This is a genomic window from Pseudoclavibacter sp. JAI123 (assembly GCF_013409665.1).
Classification (GTDB): Bacteria; Actinomycetota; Actinomycetes; order Actinomycetales; family Microbacteriaceae; genus Pseudoclavibacter.
The window spans coordinates 2,184,658-2,207,197 of sequence record NZ_JACCCM010000001.1; the positions used below are offsets into that span (position 1 = coordinate 2,184,658).

Annotated in this window: 22 protein-coding genes and 1 tRNA gene; 16 read left to right on the forward strand and 7 right to left on the reverse strand. The window is 69.4% G+C overall.

What is annotated here, in order from left to right:
- Positions 1 to 20 precede the first annotated feature (20 nt).
- Positions 21 to 806 (forward strand): ABC transporter ATP-binding protein, encoded by a 786-nt coding sequence (locus tag HDC34_RS10245; protein ID WP_179556772.1) that lies wholly within the window; start codon positions 21 to 23, stop codon positions 804 to 806.
- A gap of 88 nt (positions 807 to 894) precedes the next feature.
- Positions 895 to 1,155 (forward strand): type B 50S ribosomal protein L31, encoded by a 261-nt coding sequence (locus HDC34_RS10250; RefSeq protein WP_068481959.1) that lies wholly within the window; start codon positions 895 to 897, stop codon positions 1,153 to 1,155.
- Positions 1,156 to 1,336: 181 nt separating this feature from the next.
- On the opposite strand, the gene HDC34_RS10255 is transcribed toward HDC34_RS10250, so the two are convergent.
- Positions 1,337 to 2,032: an exonuclease domain-containing protein gene (locus tag HDC34_RS10255; protein ID WP_179556773.1), complete on the reverse strand. Its 696-nt coding sequence runs from the start codon at positions 2,030 to 2,032 to the stop codon at positions 1,337 to 1,339.
- A 105-nt stretch (positions 2,033 to 2,137) separates the two neighbouring features.
- On the opposite strand from HDC34_RS10255, the gene HDC34_RS10260 reads away from it, so the two are divergent.
- Together HDC34_RS10260 and HDC34_RS10265 are read left to right on the forward strand one after the other, a co-directional pair.
- Positions 2,138 to 3,049: an alpha/beta fold hydrolase gene (locus tag HDC34_RS10260; RefSeq protein ID WP_179556774.1), complete on the forward strand. Its 912-nt coding sequence runs from the start codon at positions 2,138 to 2,140 to the stop codon at positions 3,047 to 3,049.
- Positions 3,046 to 4,125, forward strand: a complete 1,080-nt coding sequence (locus HDC34_RS10265) for a glycosyltransferase family 1 protein (RefSeq protein WP_179556775.1) — start codon at positions 3,046 to 3,048, stop codon at positions 4,123 to 4,125. Before HDC34_RS10260 ends, HDC34_RS10265 begins: the two co-directional genes overlap by 4 nt.
- A gap of 15 nt (positions 4,126 to 4,140) precedes the next feature.
- Here HDC34_RS10265 and HDC34_RS10270 read toward each other — a convergent pair whose 3' ends face one another.
- On the reverse strand, positions 4,141 to 5,016 hold the full coding sequence (locus tag HDC34_RS10270; RefSeq protein ID WP_179556776.1) for a Sir2 family NAD-dependent protein deacetylase: 876 nt from the start codon (positions 5,014 to 5,016) through the stop codon (positions 4,141 to 4,143).
- Here HDC34_RS10270 and HDC34_RS10275 point away from each other — a divergent pair.
- Positions 5,015 to 5,854, forward strand: coding sequence for an RNA methyltransferase (locus HDC34_RS10275; protein WP_179556777.1), 840 nt, complete (start codon positions 5,015 to 5,017; stop codon positions 5,852 to 5,854). The two genes, HDC34_RS10270 and HDC34_RS10275, sit on opposite strands and share 2 nt — an antisense overlap.
- Here the strand turns inward: HDC34_RS10275 and HDC34_RS10280 are convergent.
- Positions 5,844 to 6,653 carry an SGNH/GDSL hydrolase family protein gene (locus tag HDC34_RS10280; RefSeq protein ID WP_104311892.1) on the reverse strand — a complete coding sequence of 270 codons (810 nt, stop codon included), beginning with the start codon at positions 6,651 to 6,653 and terminating at the stop codon, positions 5,844 to 5,846. The genes HDC34_RS10275 and HDC34_RS10280 overlap by 11 nt on opposite strands.
- A gap of 97 nt (positions 6,654 to 6,750) precedes the next feature.
- Here HDC34_RS10280 and HDC34_RS10285 point away from each other — a divergent pair, with 97 nt between their 5' ends.
- A complete protein-coding gene (locus HDC34_RS10285) occupies positions 6,751 to 7,929 on the forward strand; it encodes an acyl-CoA dehydrogenase family protein (protein WP_179556778.1) in 1,179 nt (392 codons plus the stop codon).
- Between the two features lie 56 nt (positions 7,930 to 7,985).
- Complete coding sequence (locus HDC34_RS10290) at positions 7,986 to 9,815, forward strand: DEAD/DEAH box helicase (protein ID WP_104311891.1); 1,830 nt, start codon at positions 7,986 to 7,988, stop codon at positions 9,813 to 9,815.
- Between the two features lie 77 nt (positions 9,816 to 9,892).
- Here HDC34_RS10290 and HDC34_RS10295 read toward each other — a convergent pair whose 3' ends face one another.
- The 3 genes from HDC34_RS10295 to HDC34_RS10305 form a co-directional block, all read right to left on the reverse strand.
- The gene (locus HDC34_RS10295) at positions 9,893 to 10,594 is read right to left on the reverse strand and encodes a DedA family protein (RefSeq protein ID WP_179556779.1); all 702 of its coding nucleotides are present in this window, start codon (positions 10,592 to 10,594) and stop codon (positions 9,893 to 9,895) included.
- Positions 10,595 to 10,701: 107 nt separating this feature from the next.
- Positions 10,702 to 11,250 (reverse strand): flavin reductase family protein, encoded by a 549-nt coding sequence (locus HDC34_RS10300; protein ID WP_179556780.1) that lies wholly within the window; start codon positions 11,248 to 11,250, stop codon positions 10,702 to 10,704.
- Positions 11,251 to 11,481: 231 nt separating this feature from the next.
- A tRNA-Leu gene (locus HDC34_RS10305) sits at positions 11,482 to 11,567 on the reverse strand.
- A 131-nt stretch (positions 11,568 to 11,698) separates the two neighbouring features.
- On the opposite strand from HDC34_RS10305, the gene HDC34_RS10310 reads away from it, so the two are divergent.
- From HDC34_RS10310 to mshC, 3 genes are all read left to right on the forward strand, one after another.
- Positions 11,699 to 13,009: a M20/M25/M40 family metallo-hydrolase gene (locus HDC34_RS10310; protein WP_104311889.1), complete on the forward strand. Its 1,311-nt coding sequence runs from the start codon at positions 11,699 to 11,701 to the stop codon at positions 13,007 to 13,009.
- 195 nt (positions 13,010 to 13,204) lie between these two features.
- Positions 13,205 to 14,047, forward strand: coding sequence for an undecaprenyl-diphosphate phosphatase (locus HDC34_RS10315; protein WP_179556781.1), 843 nt, complete (start codon positions 13,205 to 13,207; stop codon positions 14,045 to 14,047).
- Positions 14,048 to 14,110: 63 nt separating this feature from the next.
- Positions 14,111 to 15,427, forward strand: coding sequence for a cysteine--1-D-myo-inosityl 2-amino-2-deoxy-alpha-D-glucopyranoside ligase (mshC, locus tag HDC34_RS10320; protein ID WP_104311887.1), 1,317 nt, complete (start codon positions 14,111 to 14,113; stop codon positions 15,425 to 15,427).
- A 70-nt stretch (positions 15,428 to 15,497) separates the two neighbouring features.
- On the opposite strand, the gene HDC34_RS10325 is transcribed toward mshC, so the two are convergent.
- Complete coding sequence (locus HDC34_RS10325) at positions 15,498 to 16,622, reverse strand: PAC2 family protein (RefSeq protein WP_308807305.1); 1,125 nt, start codon at positions 16,620 to 16,622, stop codon at positions 15,498 to 15,500.
- An 86-nt stretch (positions 16,623 to 16,708) separates the two neighbouring features.
- On the opposite strand from HDC34_RS10325, the gene HDC34_RS10330 reads away from it, so the two are divergent.
- The 6 genes from HDC34_RS10330 to HDC34_RS18215 are packed head-to-tail and all read left to right on the forward strand — an operon-like array spanning position 16,709 to position 22,476.
- A complete protein-coding gene (locus HDC34_RS10330) occupies positions 16,709 to 17,449 on the forward strand; it encodes an HAD family phosphatase (protein WP_179556782.1) in 741 nt (246 codons plus the stop codon).
- Positions 17,446 to 18,501 (forward strand): tRNA (adenine-N1)-methyltransferase, encoded by a 1,056-nt coding sequence (locus tag HDC34_RS10335; RefSeq protein ID WP_179556783.1) that lies wholly within the window; start codon positions 17,446 to 17,448, stop codon positions 18,499 to 18,501. The genes HDC34_RS10330 and HDC34_RS10335 overlap by 4 nt, the downstream gene beginning before the upstream one ends.
- Positions 18,498 to 19,493, forward strand: coding sequence for a hypothetical protein (locus HDC34_RS10340; RefSeq protein ID WP_104311884.1), 996 nt, complete (start codon positions 18,498 to 18,500; stop codon positions 19,491 to 19,493). The genes HDC34_RS10335 and HDC34_RS10340 overlap by 4 nt, the downstream gene beginning before the upstream one ends.
- Positions 19,494 to 19,543: 50 nt before the next feature.
- On the forward strand, positions 19,544 to 20,461 hold the full coding sequence (locus tag HDC34_RS10345) for an FKBP-type peptidyl-prolyl cis-trans isomerase (protein WP_179556784.1): 918 nt from the start codon (positions 19,544 to 19,546) through the stop codon (positions 20,459 to 20,461).
- Positions 20,462 to 20,470: 9 nt separating this feature from the next.
- Entirely contained in the window at positions 20,471 to 21,508 is a 1,038-nt protein-coding gene (locus HDC34_RS18210; protein ID WP_179556785.1) for a YafY family protein, read from the forward strand.
- Positions 21,505 to 22,476 carry a YafY family protein gene (locus HDC34_RS18215; protein ID WP_179556786.1) on the forward strand — a complete coding sequence of 324 codons (972 nt, stop codon included), beginning with the start codon at positions 21,505 to 21,507 and terminating at the stop codon, positions 22,474 to 22,476. Before HDC34_RS18210 ends, HDC34_RS18215 begins: the two co-directional genes overlap by 4 nt.
- Positions 22,477 to 22,540: the final 64 nt, after the last annotated feature.

Genomic DNA, 22,540 nt, shown 5'->3' on the forward strand with positions numbered 1-22,540 from the left:
CCGCGTTTAGGCTGGGGCATATGGCAACGGTTCTCGAATTCAACGACGCTACGGTCGTTCGCAACGGTCGTCCGATCCTCGACCACGTCACCTGGAGCGTCGACGAGACGGAGCGGTGGGCGGTGCTCGGCCCCAACGGAGCCGGCAAGTCGACGCTGCTCTCGCTCGCATCCGCGACGCAGCACCCGACGACAGGCGAGGTCGACGTGCTCGGCGAGCGCCTCGGGCGGACCAACGTGTTCGAGCTGCGCCCGCGCATCGGAGTCGCCTCCAGCGCGATGGCGCGCCGCATCCCGGGGGACGAGAGCGTCATCAACGTGGCGCTCACCGCCTCCTACGCCGTGACGGGCCGTTGGAACGAGGCCTACGAGGAGATCGACGAGCGACGCGCGCAGCGCGTGCTCGAGGAATGGAACCTCGGGGACTTCGCCGAGCGCGACTTCGGCACCCTGAGCGACGGTGAGCAGAAGCGCACCCTCATCGCCCGGGCCATCATGACCGACCCCGAGCTGCTCCTGCTCGACGAGCCGAGCGCATCCCTCGACCTCGGCGCCCGGGAAAACCTGCTCGCGGCGCTCTCGAGCTTCGCGCAGAGCCCGTACGCCCCCGCCATCGTCATGGTCACGCACCACGTCGAGGAGATCCCCGTCGGCATCACCCACGTACTCCTGCTGCGCGAGGGCAAGCTCGTCGCCGCCGGCCCGATCACCGAGGTGCTCACGAGCGCGAACCTCGAGACCACCTTCGGTCTTCCCCTCCACGTCACGAACGCCGGCGGCCGCTACGCGGCCCGCGCGTCGCACTGACACTCGCGGGTCCGGATCTGCTAAGGTTGATCCTTGGCTCAGGACCCGTGGTCCGATTCTGCTCACCAAACTCGTTGAAGGAACCCTTATGAAGGCTGACGTCCACCCCACCTACAACACAGTGGTGTTCAACGACCTCGCATCGGGAGAGAAGTTCCTCACCCGTTCCACGGTCTCGAGCGCCAAGACGATCGAATGGGAAGACGGCAACACGTACCCAGTCATCGACGTCGAGATCTCCAGCGCTTCGCACCCGTTCTACACGGGCAAGCAGCGCATCATGGACTCCGCCGGTCGCGTCGAGAAGTTCAAGAACCGCTACGCCAAGTTCGGCGGCGGCAGCAAGTAGCCTCCGCCTGCATCGCAGGCGAGCTCACTGCTCACGCAGAAGGGCGGCACCGTTTCGGTGCCGCCCTTCTGCGTTCCCTGGACACGGGCGAATCGTGCGCCCTCGCCCCGCCAAGGCAACGAGGACGGCGTCAAGCCGACCAGGACAGCGCCAGGTCGACCAGGACGGCTGGCGCGTATCGTCAGGACGCCGTGCGAATCGGCCAGGCTCCGTCTGCGGTGAAGTCCGGATCGCGGTTGGCTCGCATGTAGGCCTCGAAGTCCCTGGCCTGGTCAGCCGCCCATGTGACCTGCTTCGCATGGAGCGCAGGGAGCTCGAGGTCGAGTTCCGCGGGGTACTTGGCTGCGAGCGCCAGCGCGAGCTGGCCTGCCGCGACGGCGTCGTCACCGGCCGAGTGGGCGTCGATGAGCTCGACACCGTAGAAGATCGACGTGTCCGTGAGGGTGCGCTTGCCCTTCCGGTAGCGGTCGAGCGCGCGATCGATGACGAGGGGGTCGACCACCTGCTCCGAGAAGACGACCGGCTCGATGCCGTGGCGCGCGCACTCCCGAGCGAAGAGCGTGAGGTCATACGGCGCGTTGTAGATGACGAGTGGCACTCGATGACGTGCGATCCAGTCGAGGGCAGCCCGCAGCTCCGTGACGACCTCAACGGCAGGCCGCCCCTCCGCCTGCGCGATCTCCGTCGTGATGCCGTGCACCGCCGCGGCTCGTTCCGGGATGGGGACCCCGGGGTCAGCGAGCCAGTCGGTGCCGCGCTCGACCGTGCCTTCCCCGTCGATGAGCCCCACGAACGCCGTGACGATCCGATCGTTCTCGACGTCGATACCCGTCGTCTCGAGATCGAACACCGCGACCCGCTTCGTCCACTCGGTCATAGCTTCCTCATCCCGCCTCGACATCCTGGTGCGGGAACAGCGTCCCCGCCGAGCGCGAACGCGCCTGAGCACGGCCTCCCGCCCTGCTCGGTACACTCTTGCACGATGCCTTCCTCCGCTCCTGCAGCCACTCCCGGGTCCCCGTCGCTTGCCCACTCCGGTCGTATCCTGGGCTCAGCATGCGCCTGGTGGGAGGTGGGCCCCGCCGCCGGAGACGCCATGGCCACGGTCGTCCTGGTGCATGGCTTCCGCGGCACCCACCACGGCCTGCTGCCGGTCGTGAATCGCCTTCCGGACGTCCGCTTCATCGCCCCCGACCTTCCCGGTTTCGGAGCGTCGGAACCGCTGTCGCACGGGCACACGCTGGACGACTACTCAGCGTGGCTCGAGGCGTTCCTCGAGCAGGTCGATCCGGACGGCGACGCGATCGTGCTCGGGCATTCGTTCGGCTCGCTCGTGATCGCCAGGAGGCCGTCGGCGATCGGAGAACGGCCGCTCGTGCTCATCAACCCGATCGCGTCACCGGCTCTGGAAGGGCCGCAGGCGGTCCTCACCCGACTCGCGATCTTCTACTACTGGCTCGGCTCGCGCCTTCCCGCCACGGCCGGTCGGCTGCTGCTCTCGCACCCGCTCATCACGCGCATCATGAGCGAGGTCATGGCGAAGACGAAGTCCAAGTCGCTCAGGGCGTGGATCCACGCGGAGCATGAGCGCCACTTCTCCGACTTCTCCGACCGGGAGACGCTCCTTGCGGCATTCCGTGCCTCAGTCTCGGATTCGGTGCTCGCGCACGCGGCCGAGCTTCCGGCATCCACCGTGCTCATCGCCGGTGCGCTCGACGACATCGCCCCGCTCGAGGCGCAGCTCGAACTCGCCCGACTCGCCGACGTGCCGCTGCACGTCATCGCGGGCACCGGGCATCTGGTGCACTATGAGACGCCGATCGCGGCTGCCCGCCTGCTCGCCGACGTCATCGCCGACGCACGCCCCGGCACGCCGGCGGAGCGAGCACAGTGAGACTGCTCTTCGACTGCCGCTACGTGCGCATCGATCGTCATGACGGCATCTCGAGGTACTCGGCCGAACTCGTGCGCGCCCTCTCCGAGCTCCACCCCGTGACCATGCTCATCTCGGACGAGCGGCAGCTGCCCATGCTGCCCGACCTGCCGCACGAGGTCATCAGTGCACCGACGTCGCCCGCGGAGCCGTTCGTGGCCCGGGAGGTCAATCGCCTGCGCCCCGACGTGGTCGTGAGCCCGATGCAGACGATGGGGTCGCTGGGTCGGCGCTACGGGCTGATCCTGACCATCCACGACCTCATCTACTACGAGCACCCGAAGCCGCCACAGTTCCTGCCCTGGTACGTGCGGGCCCTGTGGCGCGTCTACCACCTGTCGTTCTGGCCACAGCGCCTGCTGCTGCGAGGGGCGGACCAGGTGGCGGTCGTCTCGGCGACCACGCGCGAGCTGCTCCGAGCCAAGCGCCTGACCCGGCGCCCGATCCCGCTCGTGCCCAACGCGCCGGACCCCGCGTTCGCGTCCACCCCGAGGTCGGCACCGCCGAGCGAGCCCAGCCTCGTCTACATGGGCTCGTTCATGCCGTACAAGAACGTCGAGACCCTCGCTCGCGCCATGCGGGATCTGCCGGGGTGGCGCCTCCACCTGTGCTCGAAGGTGGATGCTCGGACCCTGGCCGCGCTCGAGGCGCAGGCGCCTGCGGGGTCGATCGTCGCCCACCAGGGCGTCAGCGACGAGGAGTACCGCGCACTGCTCGGGCGCGCGACGGCGCTCGTGACTGCGTCGAAGAGCGAGGGCTTCGGGCTCCCGCTCGTCGAGGCGATGTCGGCCGGCACCCCCATCCTGGTGAGCGACACACCGATCTTCCGCGAGGTCGGGGGGACCGCCGCCGGGTACTTCCCTGCGGACGACGCGGGCTTGCTCGCGACCATGGCCAAGCGCCTGCAGGCCGATCCAGCGGCGTGGCGCTCCGCCTCGGCAGCGGGCGTCGCCCGCGCGGCCGACTACGCGTGGGAACGGTCGGCGGCGACGCTGCTCGACGCCTGCCGACAGGTGGCGCAGCGACGGCGGAGCTGAGGCCGCCGACCTCGCCTAGGAGTCGGAGGTGAGTCTCCCCGCGAGGTCCACGAGCGACTCGGACGTGCCACCTTCGACGTACACGGAAGCCAGGTGGCCGATCGCGGCGTCACCGCGGTTGAACAAGACGACCGGCTTCTTCGCCGCGACGGCGCGGTGCACGAGCCGCCGCCCCGTGTTGACGACCAGCGACGTCCCCGCGACGAGCAGCGCATCGGCCTCATCAACGAGTTCACGCGCGCGCTCGGCAACCGACGGGCGCACGACGTCACCGAACATGACGACGTCGGGTTGCAGGATGCCACCGCAGACCGGGCAGGAAGGAAGTTCGTCGATCTCGGCCCCGCTCGCCTCGGCGTCGCCGTCGGGGCGGCTGCTGGCGTCCGCTGCGAGTTCGGCGATGCGGGGGGAGGAGTCCAGGATGTCGGCGAGCAGGGCAGCCCTCGAGATCTCGTGGCCGCAGCTCCTGCAGCTTGCCGTGCGCATGCTGCCGTGCAGCTCGATGACGTTGCGGCTCCCCGCCCGCACGTGCAATCCGTCCACGTTCTGGGTGGCGACACCCGCGGCGGCTCCGTGGCGTTCGAGCTCGGCGAGCGCGAGGTGCCCGGCATTGGGTTCCGCGCCGGAGAAGCGGGCAGCGCCCAAGGCGGCTCCCGCCCAGTAGCGTCGGCGGGTCGCCTCGTCCGACATGAACTGCTGGATCGTCATTGGGGAGATGCGCGGGGCCTTGCCGTCACCGCGGTAGTCCGGGATGCCGGAGTCGGTCGACAGCCCCGCCCCCGTCAGCACCGCGAAGGTGCGATCCGACAGCAGGTCGGCGGCGCGGGCGAGACCCTCTGCTCGCGTCCGAGCCGCCCTCGCCCCGTCCGCTTCTGACAGGATTGCCTCCATGCGTCTGACCCCTCTCCAGTCGACCGATTGGCCACGTGCGACCCCATCCGTCCGCTCACTCGAACAGTCTGGACTCGACGACTATTCCCGGCTGACCGATGTGGCCCTGCGTCGGCGCCTCGAGCCGGAGGGTGGCCTGTACATCGCCGAGTCGCCGAAGGTCATCGAGCGCGCCCTGAGGGCAGGTCACACGCCACGGTCGCTCCTCCTCATGGAGCAGTGGCTGCCGACCGTTGAACCGCTGCTCGAGCGGTTCCCCGAGGTCCCCGTGTATGTCGGGTCGAGCGAGCAGCTCGAGCAGCTGACCGGGTTCCGCATGCACCGGGGCGCGCTCGCTTCCATGCACCGGCCGTCCTTGCGCGACCCGGCGGAGCTCCTGGCTGACGCGAAGACGGTCGTCGTGCTCGAGGACCTCGTCGACCACACGAACGTCGGAGCTGTCTTCCGTGCGGCGGCGGGCCTCGGTGCTGACGCCGTCCTCGTGACCCAGGAGTGCGCCGACCCGCTGTACCGCAGGAGCGTGCGAGTCAGCATGGGGACCGTCTTCCAGGTGCCGTGGACCCGGCTGCCGGCCTGGCCGGACGCGGCGACGCTCTTCGCCGACGCCGGTTTCGATGTCGCCGCCCTGGCCCTCGACGACGACGCGGTGTCGCTCCGCGACTACGCCGCCAGCAGACCGGAGCGCACCGCGATCCTGCTCGGCACGGAGGGGGATGGGCTCAGCCGCGGCGCCCTCAGCGCCGCGACGATGACGGTCACGATTCCCATGCTCCACGGCGTGGACTCGCTGAACGTGGCCGCGGCAAGTGCGGTCGCGCTCTACGCGCTCACGGGATAGGCGGCGCGGCATCCGTTCCGAAGGAGAAGGGTTCCGCGAATGGGCGCTTGGCGATCACATTGTCTCCGGACGATTCATTCCGGAGACGACGCAGTACCCAGGGCACGAGGTGCTGCCTCGCCCACACCATGTCCTGCGCCCTCGCTTCGCGCCACCTGGCCGGCCGTGCGGGGGCCGGCTGCATGGCGACGAGATCGTTCTCGACGTTGAGGGCCGCGAGCACCATGCGCGCCACCTCGTGGTGGCCGTAGGAGTTGAGGTGCAGTCGGTCGCTGACCCACATGCTTGGCCGTTGGATCGAGCGCAGCGCCCACTGGTCCGCGACGATGCAGTCGTGGTATTCCGCGATGCCGCGCACGTGCTCGTTGTAGATGGCGATCTTGCCGCGCATGGACGAGAAGACGGGCGCGAACTTCGTGTCCACGCCGGTGAAGACCACGACGGTCGCTCCGGACGCCCGCAGCGAGCCGACGAGCCGTGAGAAGCGAGCCGCGATGGCGTCCGGGTCGGCGCCAGGGCGGATGATGTCGTTGCCGCCCGCGGAGACGGTCACGAGGTCGGGCTTCAGCTCGAGGGCCGGCCCGAGCTGCTCCTCTACGATCTGGTCGAGGAGTCGCCCGCGGATAGCAAGGTTGGCGTAGGCGAAGTCGGTGCGATGCGCGGCGAGCTCCTCGGCCACGCGATCGGCCCAGCCGCGAAGCCCGCCAGGCGCGGTCGGCTCGGGATCGCCGACCCCCTCGGTGAAGGAATCACCGATCGCGACGTAGCGGCTCCAGGGAATGAGTTCGCGTTCTGACATCTCGCTGCTGCTCTCCTCGATCGGATCTGAAGACCAAGCCCTCGCCGGCTGAGACTTCCTGCTGGTGGTCGAAGCCCTGGCGAGTACCGTGGTCAGCATGCCAGCTTCAGACCCGAGATCCATTTTGGCCGATGAGCTGCTCGAGGTGCTCAACCAGCGCGCGAGCCGCTACGACGCAGAGAACTCGTTCCCTACCGACGACCTCGATGCGCTGCGCGAAGAGGGCTACCTGCGGCTGTTGGTTCCCCGCGATTTCGGGGGCACCGGCGCCACGCTCGAGCAGGCGGTGAGGTGCCAGGCGCGCCTTGCGGCCGCGGCACCTGCGACGGCCCTCGCCGTCAACATGCACCACGTCGTGGCGGGCATCGCCCGCGCGCGGCACGAGTCTGACGACGATGGCCTCGACTGGATGCTGCGCGAGATCGTTGCGGGGGAGACGTACGCGCTCGCGATCTCCGAGATCGGCAACGACGCCGTGCTCTACGACTCGAATGTCCGAGCCGAGCCGGAGCAGGGCGGCGGCTACCGACTGCACGGCATGAAGATCTTCACCTCGCTCTCGCCCGTCTGGACCAGGCTCGTCACCTTCGGCCGCGACGACACGGGTGCGGAGCCCGCCCTCGTGCACGGGGTGCTGCGGCGGGATGACGACGGCGTGCGCATCCACGACGACTGGGACACGCTCGGGATGCGGGCCACGCAGAGCTGCTCGACGTCGCTGGATGGTGCTCTGGTCCCAGCCGATCGGGTCATCGCCCGTCTCCCCGTCGGACCGAACGGCGAGCCGCACATCTTCGCGGTCCACTCGAACTTCCTCCTCCTGGTCGCTGCCTGCTACGTCGGCATCGGGGACCGTGCCCTCGAGCTGGCCGTCGACGCCGCGAACCACCGGACGAGCTCGACCCAGGGAGGGATGCGGCTCGCCGACGACGTGCAGGTTCGAGAGGAAATCGCCAGAATGAGCATTCGACAGCTCGCAGCGCGTACCCTCGTTGAGTCCATCGCACGCGATGTCGACGAGGGGGCGCCGCACGGCGACGCCTGGTTCGCGCGCTTGACGATGGCGAAGTACGAGGCGGTCGCAGCCGCGGCCGCCACGACGCATGATGCGCTCGGGATTGTCGGAGGCAGCGGCTACCGTTCCGGACACGAGCTCGCGCGACTGCTGCGGGACGTGCTCGCTGGCGGGCTGCACCCGTCCAATGAGCGCGCCGTGCGCCGGCTCCACGCCGGCCACCGCCTCGGCCCCATTCAAGACCCACCAACCAGCCGCTGACGGACGAAGACCGACGGGCTGCCCCTGCCAATGAGTGAAAGGAACTCGACGCAGCTATGACCGAACGCGAGGCCGTCCAGGAAACGCACTCCTCAAGCCACGACGGCACCCGCTACGGTCACCAGGTCGGCACGTTCGCCGCTGAGCACCTCTCGCCTTCCTTCCCGCAGCGAGCACCCTGGGGAACGGCGGGCAGGCTCCGAGCCTGGCAGGCCGAGGCCCTCGACGTGTACTTCGAGAGCGAGCCAAGAGACTTCCTGGCCTCAGCGACGCCGGGCGCTGGGAAGACGACGTTCGCCCTCCGACTCGCGACGGAGCTCCTCCAGCGCCGCTCGGTGGACCGCATCACGATCGTCGCCCCGACCGACCACCTCAAGACGCAGTGGGCAGAAGCCGCGGCTCGGGTCGGCATCCGCATCGACCCCCGCTACGGCAACAACCAGGGCATCCACTCGCGGCAGTTCCACGGAGTGGCCGTCACGTACGCGCAGGTCGCCATGAAGCCGAGCGTGCACAGCCATCTGACGGCCTCCGGTCGCACGCTCGTGATCCTCGACGAGGTGCACCACGGTGGAGACGCGTTGAGCTGGGGTGATGCGATCCGCGAGGCGTTCGGCCACGCCGATCGTCGCCTCTCGCTCACGGGAACCCCGTTCCGCTCCGACTCCGCGCCGATCCCCTTCGTCACCTACGCGCCCAACGAGGACGGCATCCGCACCTCGCTCACCGACTACTCGTACGGCTACGGGCGAGCGCTCGAAGACGGCGTCGTCCGCCCCGTGCTCTTCATGTCCTACGCCGGCAACGTGCGCTGGCGCGACACGCAGGGCGAGGAGATGTCGGCCGGTCTCGCGGAGGACAACACGAAGGACATCGTCTCTCAGGCGTGGCGCACCGCCCTCGATCACGAGGGGCAGTGGATCCCGCAGGTCCTGCAGGCCGCAGACCAGCGCCTCAGCGAGGTGCGCCAGGAGGTGCCGGACGCCGGCGGCCTCGTCATCGCCACCGACCACGCTGCCGCCAAGGGCTACGCGGCGATCCTGAAGACCATCACCGGCACGAAGCCCGCGCTGATCCTGTCCGACGACAAGGGCGCCTCTGACCGCATCACCGAGTTCTCGGCGAGCGATGAACGGTGGATGGTCGCCGTGCGCATGGTGTCCGAGGGTGTTGACGTGCCTCGCCTCGCGGTGGGCGTCTACGCGACCAACGCGTCGACGCCGATGTTCTTCGCGCAGGCCATCGGCCGTTTCGTGCGCGCCCGCAAGAAGGGCGAGACGGCCACGGTGTTCGTTCCGAGCGTGCCGCAGCTCACCAAGCTGGCGCACGCCCTCGAGATGGAGCGCAATCACGCGCTCGATCGGCTCGCGGACGCCGACGACTCCAGGGCCCCTGAAGAGGACATGATGGCGGCCGCCGAGCGGCCGGACAAGACCAGCGATGAACTGGGCAAGTTCACCTTCGAGGCGATCTCCAGCGAGGCGCTCTTCGACAAGGTGCTGTACGACGGGGGCGACTTCGGCTATGCGGCCGAGGTGGGCAGCGAGGAGGAGCTCGAGTTCCTCGGTCTGCCTGGCATCCTCGACGCCGACCAGGTGCGCTCCGTGCTCTCGCAGCGCCAAGCGAAGCAGGGCCGTATCCAGGAGTCGCGCGTGAAGGCCGGGCCACCGGCCCCGGCGCCACCGCAGGCCCTGCACCGGACCCTGAAGGAGCAGCGGACGCTGCTCAACAGTCTGGTCTCCGTCTACGCGAAGCAGTCGGGGGAGCCCCACGGCATCGTGCACGCGGAGCTGCGTCGCAGCTGCGGAGGGCCAGCGGTCGGCCAGGCCACCGTGTCGCAGATCCAGGCACGCATCGACGTCCTACGGCGACGAATGCGCGCCTGAGACGCGGATGGACGCCTGAGACGCGAATGGACGCCCACGTCGGTGGGCGTCCATCAACGAACGCAGAGCGGGAAGCGCTACGCGGAGTGTCCACCCCGGTGCACGCGTCCGCGGATCTTCACCACCAGGAACCAGATGATGGCGCCGGCGACGAGGGCGTACACGAGGTACTTGAGCGCGTCAGCGTAGATGAGGATCTGCTCCCACGCGTCGCCGAGCAGGTAGCCGGCCATGACGAAGATGGTGTTCCAGATCGCGGAGCCGGCGAGCGTGAGCAGCCCGAATTGCAGGGCGGGCATGCGCTCGATGCCAGCCGGTATCGAGATGAGGCTGCGGAAGATGGGCAGGAAGCGGCCGAAGAACACGGCCTTCTTGCCGTGCTTCTTGAACCAGTTCGTGGTCTTGACCACGTCGGCGGCGTCGACGAGTGGGATCTTGCGGGCGAGCCACACCATGCGGTTGTGGCCCAGCCAGCGGCCCAGCCAGTACAGCGCGTAGGCGCCGACGACCGAGCCGATGGTCGTCCAGATGATCGCCTCGACCACCGAGAACTTGCCCTGGTGCGCCGCGAGGCCGGCGAGGGGGAGGATGATCTCGGACGGGATGGGCGGGAACAGGTTCTCGAGTGCGACGGCGAGGCCGGCTCCCGGGGCCCCGATCGTCCCCATGATGTCGATCGCCCAGTCGGAGATCACGCCGAAGAATCCGCCTGAGGCTTCTTCGACGGCGCCGCCGCCTGAGCTGGCGGCGTGCAGGAGGGCGGTTGCGAGGCCGGGCATGGTTCGAGGAGGTCCTTCTCGGTCTGGGAGCGTCGAGGCAGTTGACGCGCGAAGCGCTCGTCGGTGTCCTGCATCCCCAAACTACCGGAAGGGGCCCTCCAGGCCTGTCAGCTGTGTGGTGCGCCGAGCTCGTGCCAGATGCGGTTCCGGTACACGACCCCGCCGCCTGCTCGTTCGGAACCCGCTCGGCCGTCGCGCGCTTCGATGACGTCGAGCACGACCAGCACCGCCCCATCGACGTCGAGCGTGCTGCGGATGGTGCCTCGCGCCCACCGCTGGACGGCGCTGTAGTGCGGCTCACCGCTCGGCAGGTAGCTCCAGCTGTCGAGGTCCGCGAAGCGGTCGACGCCGCTCGTGGCGGCCACCTGAGCGACCGCCAGGGACTCCTCGTCGATGAAGTGCACGAGGATGCTGGGCGACGAGAGGATGCCTGGCGTCGCCGACGACGCCGTGGAGAGCGAGAAGGCCACGAGCGCGGGGGAGGCGTTCACGGAGGTGAGCGACGTGATCGTCATCGCGACCGGACCGTCTTCGCTCTGCGCCGTGAGGACCGCGACGCCCGACGGATGCTGGCGGAACAGCGACCGGAAGCTCTCGGAGAGCTCTGTCTGGTCGATCTGCGCGTGGTTCACGAGCGATGTCGTTTCAGCTGACACGGGTGCACTCCTGGGATGACGGGGGATGGGCCAACACCGAGCGTCACGCGACGTGCGCTTCCTCGCAAGCGAAGGTTGCCGAGTGTTTCGCTCCGCGGCATCTCACTACGCGCGGAGTCAGGGAGTCGGACCACGGTGTCGTCCCGGAGAATCGGTGTCGTCCCGGAGAATCGGTGTCGTCACGGAGAAACACGAAAGGCCCGGGAGAGAACTCCCGGGCCTTTCAACCTGTGCGCGAGGGGGGACTTGAACCCCCACGCCCTAATACGGGCACTAGCACCTCAAGCTAGCGCGTCTGCCATTTCCGCCACCCGCGCAGGTTGTGCTGTTGAGCACGAAGAGAAACATTACCAGGATTCCGACGAAACGCGAATCGAGGCGAGAATGCGTGCATCCCGGGCGCGTCGCGCCGGAATTCCGGGCCTCGCACAGCGGTAGCGTTGGGGGCATGGCTGACTCCCTCGAACTCGACCCCACCGTCACGACGACCCAGGACCTCATCCGTCTCGACACCACCAACTACGGCGAGGGTCGCTCGAAGGGCGAGACCGAGGCGGCCCAGTACCTGGAGGCGCGGCTCACGGCGCTCGGGCTCGACGTGACCACGATCGAGGCAGCCCCGGGACGCCCGAGCATCTTCACGCGGGTCCCCGGCCGCAACGCGGCGAAGCCGGCCCTGGTCGTGCATGGGCACACCGACGTCGTGCCCGCCGAGGCGGGCAACTGGAGCGTCGACCCGTTCGCGGGGGTCATCAAGGACGGTCTCCTGTGGGGGCGCGGAGCCGTCGACATGAAGAACATGGACGCCATGATCCTGACCGCGGTCGAGGAGATCCTCGGCGCGGGGGAGCTCCCCGAGCGCGAGCTCGTGCTCGCGTTCTTCGCCGATGAGGAGAACGGCGGCCAGTTTGGTTCCGAGCCCATCGCGCGAGACCACCCCGAGCTCTTCGCGGGGGCGACCCAGGCGATCTCCGAGGTCGGCGGCTACTCGATCACGGTCGGCGGCAAGCGCGCCTACCTGCTGCAGACGGGGGAGAAGGCGCTGCTCTGGCTGCGCCTCCACGCGAAGGGACGGGCCGCACACGGCTCGCGTGTCATCCCCGCCGAGGAGAACGCGGTGACACGCCTCGCCCAGGCCATCGCGAAGCTCGGCTCGCATGAGTGGCCGGTGCTGCTCAACGACACGACCACGTCCATGATCACCGAGCTCGCGCGCCTCCTGGACGTCGACCCGCAGGAGACCACGCCGGGTGCGATCGTCCTGGCGACGGGCAGCGCGTCCGGCTTCCTGACGGCCAGCCTCCGGTCGACGACGAACCCCACGATGCTGAGCGCGGGCTACAAGCACAACGTGATCCCGGAGTCGGCGAGCGTCGCCATCGACGCGCGCCCGTTCCCCGGCGCCGAGGACGAGCTGCTCGCGGAGATCCAGGCGATCGTCGGCGACGACATCGAGATCGAGACCGTGTTCCGCGGCATCGGCACCCAGGCCCCCGTCTCCGGCCCCATCGTCGACGCGGCGACAGCGGCCCTGCAGCGCCACGACCCAGAGGCGGTCGTGGTCCCGTACTTCCTGTCGGGCGGCACCGACAACAAGGCCCTCGCGACGCTCGGCATCGAAGGCTACGGCTTCGCGCCGCTGCGACTGCCGGAGGGCATCGACTTCCCCGCGATGTTCCACGGCGTCGACGAGCGTGTCCCACTCGAATCGCTGGTCTTCGGCCGCAAGGTGCTCGGCGACTTCCTGCGCAGCTACTGACGGCACCGGGGGCCGAGCCGAGGTCGCGACACCCACCACCGCGGCCGGTTCGCGCCGCCGAGGCCGGCCGGCGCATCACCGTCGACGCGGGGTGCCCTCCGCGGCCGGCGCCGGTTTCGTGTTAGCGTGCGCCGGGCCCGACGTGACCTCACCGCGGCCCGCAGCTGGAAAACTCTCTCGGAAAAGGCAGTGGCAATGAACTGGTTTGACGCCGTGATCCTCGGTCTCGTGCAGGCGCTCACTGAGTTCCTGCCGATCTCCTCGAGCGCGCACATCCGCATCGTGGGCGAGTGGATCGGGGTCCAGGACCCGGGCGCGACCTTCACCGCCATCATCCAGCTCGGCACCGAGGCAGCCGTGCTCGTCTACTTCTGGGGCGACATCAAGCGCATCATCTCGCGGTGGTTCGGCTCCCTGCGCGGGAGCGTGCCGCGCAACGACCCGGATGCGCGCATGGGGTGGCTCATCATCTTCGGATCGATTCCCATCGTCGTGCTCGGCTTCCTGCTCCAGAGCCTCATCCGCGACCAGTTCCGGTCGCTCTGGATCGTGGCGTTCACGCTCATCAGCTTCGGCGTCATCCTCGGCCTCGCCGACATCTTCGGCAAGCGCGCGAAGTCCCTCCAGGACCTCAACACGAGAGACGGCGTCGTCTACGGATTCGCGCAGGCGCTCGCCCTGATCCCCGGCGTCTCGCGCTCGGGCGGCACCATCACGGCAGGGCGCATCATGGGCTACGACCGACCGTCCGCCGCGAGGTACAGCTTCCTGCTGGCCATTCCCGCCGTGTTCGGCTCGGGCTTCTACGAGCTCGTCTCCGCGTTCGGAGAGGCGGAAGGCGCCGAGGCGCCCGTCGTCGGCACGATCATCGCGACGATCATCTCCTTCGTCGTCGGCCTTGTCGTCATCAAGTACCTGATGGCCTACCTCAACAAGGGCAGCTTCCTCCCGTTCGTGGTCTACCGGATCGCGCTGGGCACCCTCATCATCATCCTGCTGTCGTTCGGCCTCATGGATCCGACCGGCGGCGCCGCCTGACGCTGAGACGCTGACGCCCTCTCGCGGACCGGGCAAGGCTGGGGCGCGACATAGGATGTTCCGGTGCGAACCGTTCCCTCGTGGCCCATCCCTGCAGTCCCCTCGGTAGCCGGCAGCGGCGGTGGTGCGATCCGGGTCTTCGATTCCGCGAGTGGCCGCGTCCAGGACACGGTCACCCCCAACGGGATCGCAACGCTGTACGTGTGCGGGATCACGCCATACGACGCGACGCACCTGGGGCACGCGGCCACCTACGTCGCCTTCGACACCCTCGGACGAGCCTGGCGCGACGCGGGCCTCGAGGTCCGCTACGCGCAGAACATCACCGACGTGGACGACCCGCTGCTCGAGCGTGCGGCGAAGACGGGACGCGACTGGCAGGAGATCGCCGCGTCGCAGACCGATCTCTTCCGTTCCGACATGGCCGCGCTGCGTGTGCTCCCGCCGGACGCCTACGTGCGAGTGCAGGACAGCATCGGGGAGACGGGCGAGGCAATCGCCGCCCTCATCGGGGCGGGTCTCGCCTACCGGGTCGACGTCGCCTCGGACGCCGAGCCGGCGGCCACCACCCAGCTGGGCGATGTCTACTACGACGTCGCCGCAGCCGAGGCGGCAAGCGACTGGAACATGGGGGACGTCTCCGGGTACACGGCGGCGGAGATGGAAGCCGCCTTCCTCGAGTTCGGGGGAGACCCCGACCGGGCGGGCAAGCGCGGAGCCTTCGACCCGCTCCTGTGGCGCAGCGCGCGGGCGGGCGAACCCGCGTTCGAGAGCGCCGTTGGCCTCGGGCGCCCCGGCTGGCACATCGAATGCTCCGTCATCGCCACGCAGACGCTCGGCGCTCCGATCTCCGTGCAGGGCGGCGGGCGCGATCTCCGCTTCCCACACCACGAGCTGTCCGCGGCGCACGCCATGTCGCTGCTCTCGGTGGACTCGCACGGGACGCCGGCGGACTTCGCGCGCGCCTACACGCACGCCGGACTCATCGCCTATGACGGCACGAAGATGTCGAAGTCGCTCGGCAACCTCGTGCTCGTCTCACGGCTCACCGCAGCTGGGGTCGCCCCCGGTGCGATCCGGCTCGCGCTGCTCTCACACCACTACCGAAGCGACTGGGAGTGGACCGACGAAGAGCTCGAGGGCTCGAGCGCCCGCCTGCAGGAGTGGCGCGAGCGCGCGGCTCGATCGTCTGACGACACGGTGGCACCCGAGCTCAATACCGTCGTCCAGCGGATGCGCGACGCCATCGCCGACGACCTCGACACCCCTCGCGTCGTCGCGATCGTCGATGAGTGGGCGTCGATGCCCCCCGCCGCGGGAGACGCGGACGTCGTCGCGCTCGTCGACGCCCTGCTCGGGCTGGACCTCACGAGCGACTAGCGGCGGCCTGATGCGCGCGCGGCGGACCGCCGGCGGCGCGCATCCACCGAGGACGGGCGTCCGTGGTCGGCTAGGCCTGACCCTCGTGGTCGTCGTCGGCGTCCTGGTCGTCAGCTCCGCCACCGTCATGCTCGGGTTCTTCGTCCGGCCTCGTCTCGGCGCCTGGTTCGAGGCCCTCGTCGTCGGCCGTGGTCCGTCGTTCGACACCCATGGGGCGCTGCGGGGTCCCCGGGAGATCGGTGGGGAATGCCGCCGGGCCGGGTTGCGGCTTCTTGTCGGCCGCCTGCTCGAGGAAGCGCTCGAACTCCTGCGCGATGGCCTCGCCGGAGGCCTCAGGCGCCTCGACCATGTCGCGGGTGCGCTCGAGGTAGCCGACGTACTGAGCGATCTCGTCGTCCTGGGCGGTCGCCTCCGTGACCTCGGACTCCCACTCGGCGGACTCGGTGACGAGGTCGCCGTGGGGGATCGAGACGTCGACGATCTCTGTCAGCCGGTCCACGAGCGCCAGAGTCGCCTTCGGCGAGGGGGAGTGGTGCGCGTAGTGCGGCACAGACGCCCAGAGCGAGAGCACGAGCATGCCCCGTGAGCGAGCCTCCTCGCCGATCGCCGAGAGCACGCCGGTCGGCCCCTCGTACTCGCTGCGGTCGATGTCGAGCTCATCGCGCACGACCGCGTCGTCGCTCGACATGAAGATCGTGATGGGCCGCGTGTGGGGCACGTCTGCCAGCAGCGCGCCCACGAGCACGATGCGCGTGATGCCTTCGTGCTCGCACAGATCGACGACGTGCTTCGTGAAGCTGCGCCACCGCAGGGTGGGTTCCGGGCCGATGAGCACGAACACGTTCTCGCCGTTGTCCGAGCTCACCGAGAGACCTGCATCGGCGGCCAGCTCCGTGCTCTCGGCTGCGGGATCGGCTTCGTCGGCCTCCCGCTGAGGAGTGCCGCTGAAGGACACGCTGGGCCATTGGATCTTCCGGACGCCCTCGGTTCCCGCGCGCATGACGGGTCGGTGGATGGAGTAGTCGAAGAACGACTCGTCATCGATGTCCTCGATGAGACGGTCCGCGCCGATGGCCTCCTGCAGCGCGCGGACGGCACTTGATGCCGCATCGCCCGCGTCGTTCCAGCCGAGCAGTGCGACGACAAGCAGTCGGCCCCGCGCGAATGGTGTGGTGGCCTCGCTGTGATCCGTCACCGTGCTCCTCGCCATGCTTGAAGTGTTGTCCCAGGATACGCGCCGGGCGTCGGTGGGCCGCCTGCCGCCCCGTAGACTGTCGCCCCGTGGCTCCTTCGAATCTTCCCGACGCCGTCCTCTGGGATATGGATGGCACCATCGTCGACACCGAGCAGTACTGGCAGACAGCCCAGCTGAACCTGCTCGCCGACCACGGGCTGCCTCCGCTCACCGAGGAGCAGGAACTCGGCATGGTCGGGTCGAGCATGGCGGACGCATCGGAGTTCTTCGCCCGCCTGGGCGTCGACCTCGCGCCCGGCGAGATCGTCGACCACATGAACTCGACCGTCATGGCGAGCATCCTCGCCGAGCTGGCCTGGCGGCCCGGCGCGCTCGACCTGCTCGGCGCTCTGCACGCGGCGGGGGTCCCGAACGCTCTGGTCACCAATTCGACGCGCGTCCTCGCAGACGCCGTCGTCTCGACCCTCGACACCCCTCTGTTCGCGATCGTCATCGCGGGCGACGAAGTCGAGAACGGCAAGCCGCACCCGGAGCCCTACCTGCGCGCCGCAGCGCAGCTCGGGGTCGCGCCCGAGCGCTGCGTCGCCGTCGAGGACTCCCGCCGCGGCCTCGAAGCCGCACGTGCCGCAGGATGCGCGACCATCGGCATCCCGCACGGACAGACACTCGAAGCACACCACGCGCACCTCGTCACGGCGACCCTCGAGGGCATAACGCCAGAGGCGCTCGGCGAGCTCGTCGAGCAGGTCGCTCGCGAGACGACGCAGCGCGAGAACGCACACACGGCAGCAGACGCCGCCCCCGCAGAAAGCGAAGCACAGCTATGACCGAGACCGACATCGGCGGACCCTTCCGCGCGGGCGACCGCGTGCAGCTGACCGGGCCCAAGGGGCGTGTCAGCACGCTCTACCTCGAACCCGGCAAGCGGTACTTCATGCACAAGGGAATGATCGACCACGACACCATCATCGGCGTCGACGAGGGCTCCGTGATCTCCGCGACGGACGGCGGCCAGTACCTGGCGCTGCGTCCGCTCCTCGAGGACATCGTCATGTCGATGCCGCGCGGGGCCGCGATCATCTACCCGAAGGATGCGGCCGCCATCCTGGCGAAGGCGGACATCCGACCGGGGGCGCGCGTCATCGAGGCCGGAGTCGGCTCCGGCGCACTCTCGCTCTGGATCCTCCGCATGCTCGGCGGCACCGGATCGCTCACCTCCTTCGAGCGCCGCGAGGAGTTCGCCCAGGTTGCCGAGGGCAACGTCGTGAGCGTGATGGGGGAGAAGCCGGACAACTGGAACCTCGTGCTCGGCGACCTCGCCGAGGCGCTTCCGGAACAGCACGCGGACGGGACGGCGGACCGCGCCGTGCTCGACATGCTCGCGCCCTGGGAGTGCCTCGACGTCGTCGCCGACGCGCTCAAGCCGGGTGGGGTGCTGCTCTGCTACGTCGCGACCGTGACGCAGCTGTCGCGCGTCGCCGAGGCGATCCGAGCGACAGGCTTGTTCACCGACCCCAGCGCCGACGAGACGATGGTGCGAGGCTGGCACGTCGAAGGCCTCGCGGTGCGTCCCGACCACCGGATGATCGCGCACACTGGCTTCCTTCTGACGGCCCGCCGCCTCGCCGACGGGGCGGTCCTGCCCAATCTCAAGCGCCGCGCCTCCAAGTCCGACTTCAGCGACGAGGATGTGGAGATCTGGACGCCGGGCTCGCTCGGCGACCGTCAGGTGAGCGACAAGGTGCTCCGCAAGCGTGCTCGGCTGGCCCAGCGCGGCGCGGCGATCACCGCGGAGAAGGGGCGCGACCAGACCCCAGACGTGGTGGAGGCAACGGATGCTCCCGCCATCAGCACGGAGACTGAGGGAGAGAGCGAATGATGCGCACACGTACCCGACTGGCGGGGGCTGCCCTGACGGCCGCCGCTGTCGCCGTCGCACTGACCGGCTGCGTGACGTGGCCCGAGAGCGAGCTCGACGCGGACGCCTGCGAGCTGCCTGGCGTCGATGGCGCCGCGTCGTCGAGTGTGTCGGCCGACGGCGCGTTCGGCGAGCTGAGCGGAGCGGCGCTCACGCATCCGCTCTCCGTGACGTCGCTGGAGACGACCCGCGATGGAACGGGAACCGGCGACCCGGTGACGTCCTCCGGCGTGGTGCGAGCCAACTTCGAGCTGCTCGACGGCGCCGACGGGGAGGTGCTGGTTCCCTACAGCCCCACCGTCGCGAACGAGACCGGCGGCGCAGCCGCCACGAGCGTCGCGACGATCGCGAACACCTTCCCTGGTCTGGCGGAGGCGATCGAGTGCTCGCAGACGGGTGAGCGCGTCGTCGCCGTCATGCCCGCGAGCGTCCTCTTCGGCGAAGCGGCCACGTCTGTCGGCGTCGACCCTGCCATGACCATCGTCGCCATCGCCGACGTGCTCGACGTCTACCCATCGAGCGCCGGCGGGCGGATCGCGGCCCCAGCGGATGGCATCCCTGCCGTCGTCACCGCCCCCAACGGCACCCCTGGCGTCACGATGCCAGCGCAGGACCCGCCAGCCGCCCCCAAGCGGCACGTCCGCATCGAAGGGTACGGCTCCCCGGTCGCCGAGGGACAGCTCGTCACGATGCAGCTGTCGGCGTTCGATTGGACGACCGGCGAGCAGGTCGCATCGACCTGGACTCCCGGCAACAACGTCCTGCAGCTCACGACCGCGGCCACCGATGGACTCTTCGGGCTGAGCGAGGAGATCGTCGGCACCCCCGTCGGCTCGCAGCTCGTCGTGGTCCTCCCACCCGAGCGGCTCGCCTCCCAGCCTGGCCCGCTGAACGCCTCGGCCACGCAGGGACGCACCCTCGTCTTCGTGATCGACATCCTGGCCGCCGAATAGGCGTCCGCTCCACCCCCAGAAGCCTCTCCCACCCCACGCAAGGCGGATTCATGCAACGACGACTCCCCGCGATCGCCGCGGCCATCCTCCTCTCCCTCGGACTCGCCTCGTGCGCCGGCAGCTCGACGCCCGTAGCGAGTGGCGACGCGCTCAACGGCATCGAGGTCACCGGCGAGTACGGTGCCGCGCCCGCCGTCACCATCGGCGAGGTCTCCGGACTCGGCGACGAGATGGAGCGCCGCATCGAGGTGGAGGGCGACGGCGAGGAGATGACGCTCGATTCGACGGTCACCGCCAACCTCACGGTCTACGACGTCGGCACGCAGGCCGAGCAGAGCCCCTATGGGCCTCTCGGCCAGGTGCTCGACCTCAGCGATGAGGGCATCCCGGGGTATCTCAGCGGCCTGTTCGACGGCGTGACCTCGGGCTCGCGTGTCGTCGCGCTCATCCCGTCGGCGCTGCTCCTGGAGGGGACTGCGAACGCGGGCGCGACCGACACGCCCCCGGCGCTTGTCGTCGCCGACGTGATCGAGATCCCGGAGACACGGGCGACCGGTTCCGAGCAGACGCCCACGCAGGAGCTCGTCACCGTGACCGACGCCGCCGAGGGGGCCCCGCAGATCACGATCGCGGAGGGCGCTGCGGCACCCGACGAGCTCGTCCTCGACACGCGCAAGCTGGGAACCGGTGCTGTCGTCGCCGACGGCAGCACCGTCGTCGTGCAGTACACGGGGGTCCTCTTCGCGAACGGCGAGAAGTTCGACAGCTCCTGGGACCGCGGGGAACCAGCCCAGTTCTCGACCACGGGGGTCGTCGACGGCTTCGCGCAGGCGCTCGTGGGCCAGACGGTCGGATCCCAGGTCATCGCGGTGATCCCACCCGCGCTCGGGTACGGCGACCAGGCGAGCGATACGATTCCTGCCGGCTCGACGCTTGTCTTCGTCGTCGACATCCTCGGCACGATCTAAAGTCGAGGCGTGACGCACGAGCGAACAGACCGAGCGAAGGCCCCCGCGGCTGCGGAGCGCCAGTTCTCGCTCATCCTCGCGCTCCTGACCACGGAGCGCGGACTGACGAAGAGCGACGTCTTCCAGACCGTCCACGGCTACGCGGACGACAGCCGCGACAGCACTTCACCCGCGGCTGCGGCGGCGCGCGAGAAGCGATTCGAGCGCGACAAGGCCGAGCTGCGTGACCTGGGAGTCCCTGTCGAAGTCATCGACGACCCGTCGGCGCCCGGCAACAACCAGCTGGTCCGCTACCGCGTGCCCCGAGGCGGCTTCGCCATGCCTGCCGGCCTCGAATTCGACGCAGACGAGACCTCCCTGCTCAGCCTGGCGGCGCAGGTGTGGCGCGAGGGGTCGGTCTCGCAGGAGTCGAGGCGGGGCCTCATGAAGCTGAAGGCGCTTGGCGCCCAGACGCACGAGGACCTCATCGGAGTGGCACCTCGCCTGCGTGCCCGGGACGCGGCCTTCGAACCCCTCTCCACGGCCATCGAGCAGGGGCAGACCGTTTCCTTCTCCTACTCGAAGCCCGGGGACGACGGGGCCAGCATCCGCCGCGTCGAACCGCTCGCGCTTGTCTTCGCCGACGGCAACTGGCTCCTCGTCTCCTATGACCTGGACCGCTCATCCGAGCGCATGTTCCTGCTGTCCCGCATCGTGTCCGCACCGCGGCCGGCCGGGAACGCGGACGCGTCGCGGTACCCGGGGGTGAGCGCGGAGCAGCACGCGGCGAGAGCGCTCGAGGACCTGGCCGAGCTCGCTGGCAGACAGCGGGCCAGGCTCGAGGTGCGCGCTGGTTCCGACGCCGAGGTCCGCCTGCGCGGTGACGCGCGAGCGACGTCAGGGCCCTGGCTCGAGGTCGAGCTCGGCTACACCGACCTGAGCCTGCTCGCAGACCGACTTGCGTCCTTCGGTCCAGAAGTCAGAGTCGTCTCGCCACCCGAGCTCAGACGCCTCGTCGCCTCGAGGCTGGCCTCGGTCGTGTCGGCTCACGCCGGAGCGTCCTCGTGAGCACCTTCGTCTCGGCTGACCGCCTCGCGCTCCTCGTCTCGTTGGTCCCGTACCTCCGCCAACAGGACGAAGCGGTGCCCGTCGAGACGGCCGCAGCCCACTTCGGCGTGAAGCCGAAGCAGGTGAGGGACGCAGTGAGGCTCATCGCCGTCTCCGGGACCCCGGGAGACGCGGGCGTCTACAGCCACCTCGACCTGTTCGACATCAACTGGGATGCGTTCGAGCTGCAGGACCTCATCGAGGTGACCCACTTCGTCGCGCTCGAGGAGGCGCCTCGCATGTCGAACCGCGAAGCCGCGGCGGTCATCGCGGGACTCGGCTACCTCAGAAGCCTGCCTCGCCTCGTCGATGAGTCCCGTATCGACGAGCTGCTCGGCAAGCTCGGCCCCAGCGGGGCGGCGCCCCACTTCGCCTTCGGGACGACGGGGGAGCATCCGGCAGCTAGGGACGCCGTGGCCGCCGCCATCGCGACGAACAGACGGCTCCGCTTCCGATACCGCAGGGAAGATGGGGTCGAGAGCGTGCGTCACGTGGACGCGTTCACGCTCGAGACGCTCGGCGGCGACCTGTTCCTGCACGGCTGGTGCCTGGAGCGAGACGCAGAGCGGGTCTTCCGGCTCGACCGCATGCGGGATGCCGTGGTCACCGACGTGCGGGCCCCCGCGCGTGCGGAGGCCAAGCGGGGGCGACCGATCTTCGCACCGAGCGACGACCACATGCTCGTGACGCTCGAGGTCGGCACCGCCGTCCTGCCCCTCATCCGCGACTACCTCCCGCCGGGCGCCCCGGTTCCGCAGACGGATGCGCGAGGTCGGGCCGTCGTCGACGTGCGCATCGCCTCCATGCAGCACCTGGCACGCCTCGTCGCCGGGAACGCTGGCCAGATGCGCGTGCTCTCACCAGACTCCGCGCGAGCCGCCGTCCTGCAATGGGCCGCCAACGCGCTCCGCGCTCAGCAGGAAGATTGAATCTGAAAGCGAGTCCGGGCCGGTGGCCTGGCGATTCACCTCAGAGCAGGTATCGTTGGAGTCA

Bases quoted from the DNA above. Each gene is read 5' to 3' on its own strand.
- HDC34_RS10315 (WP_179556781.1), top strand. From the start codon at position 13,205: ATGAACTGGTTTGACGCCGTGATCCTCGGTCTCGTGCAGGCGCTCACT.
- HDC34_RS10275 (WP_179556777.1), top strand. From the start codon at position 5,015: ATGCGTCTGACCCCTCTCCAGTCGACCGATTGGCCACGTGCGACCCCA.
- HDC34_RS10245 (WP_179556772.1), top strand. From the start codon at position 21: ATGGCAACGGTTCTCGAATTCAACGACGCTACGGTCGTTCGCAACGGT.
- HDC34_RS10295 (WP_179556779.1), bottom strand. From the start codon at position 10,594: ATGCCCGGCCTCGCAACCGCCCTCCTGCACGCCGCCAGCTCAGGCGGC.
- HDC34_RS10280 (WP_104311892.1), bottom strand. From the start codon at position 6,653: ATGTCAGAACGCGAACTCATTCCCTGGAGCCGCTACGTCGCGATCGGT.
- HDC34_RS10285 (WP_179556778.1), top strand. From the start codon at position 6,751: ATGCCAGCTTCAGACCCGAGATCCATTTTGGCCGATGAGCTGCTCGAG.
- HDC34_RS10310 (WP_104311889.1), top strand. From the start codon at position 11,699: ATGGCTGACTCCCTCGAACTCGACCCCACCGTCACGACGACCCAGGAC.
- HDC34_RS10335 (WP_179556783.1), top strand. From the start codon at position 17,446: ATGACCGAGACCGACATCGGCGGACCCTTCCGCGCGGGCGACCGCGTG.
- HDC34_RS10340 (WP_104311884.1), top strand. From the start codon at position 18,498: ATGATGCGCACACGTACCCGACTGGCGGGGGCTGCCCTGACGGCCGCC.
- HDC34_RS10345 (WP_179556784.1), top strand. From the start codon at position 19,544: ATGCAACGACGACTCCCCGCGATCGCCGCGGCCATCCTCCTCTCCCTC.
- HDC34_RS10250 (WP_068481959.1), top strand. From the start codon at position 895: ATGAAGGCTGACGTCCACCCCACCTACAACACAGTGGTGTTCAACGAC.
- HDC34_RS10290 (WP_104311891.1), top strand. From the start codon at position 7,986: ATGACCGAACGCGAGGCCGTCCAGGAAACGCACTCCTCAAGCCACGAC.
- HDC34_RS10255 (WP_179556773.1), bottom strand. From the start codon at position 2,032: ATGACCGAGTGGACGAAGCGGGTCGCGGTGTTCGATCTCGAGACGACG.
- HDC34_RS10260 (WP_179556774.1), top strand. From the start codon at position 2,138: ATGCCTTCCTCCGCTCCTGCAGCCACTCCCGGGTCCCCGTCGCTTGCC.
- HDC34_RS10270 (WP_179556776.1), bottom strand. From the start codon at position 5,016: ATGGAGGCAATCCTGTCAGAAGCGGACGGGGCGAGGGCGGCTCGGACG.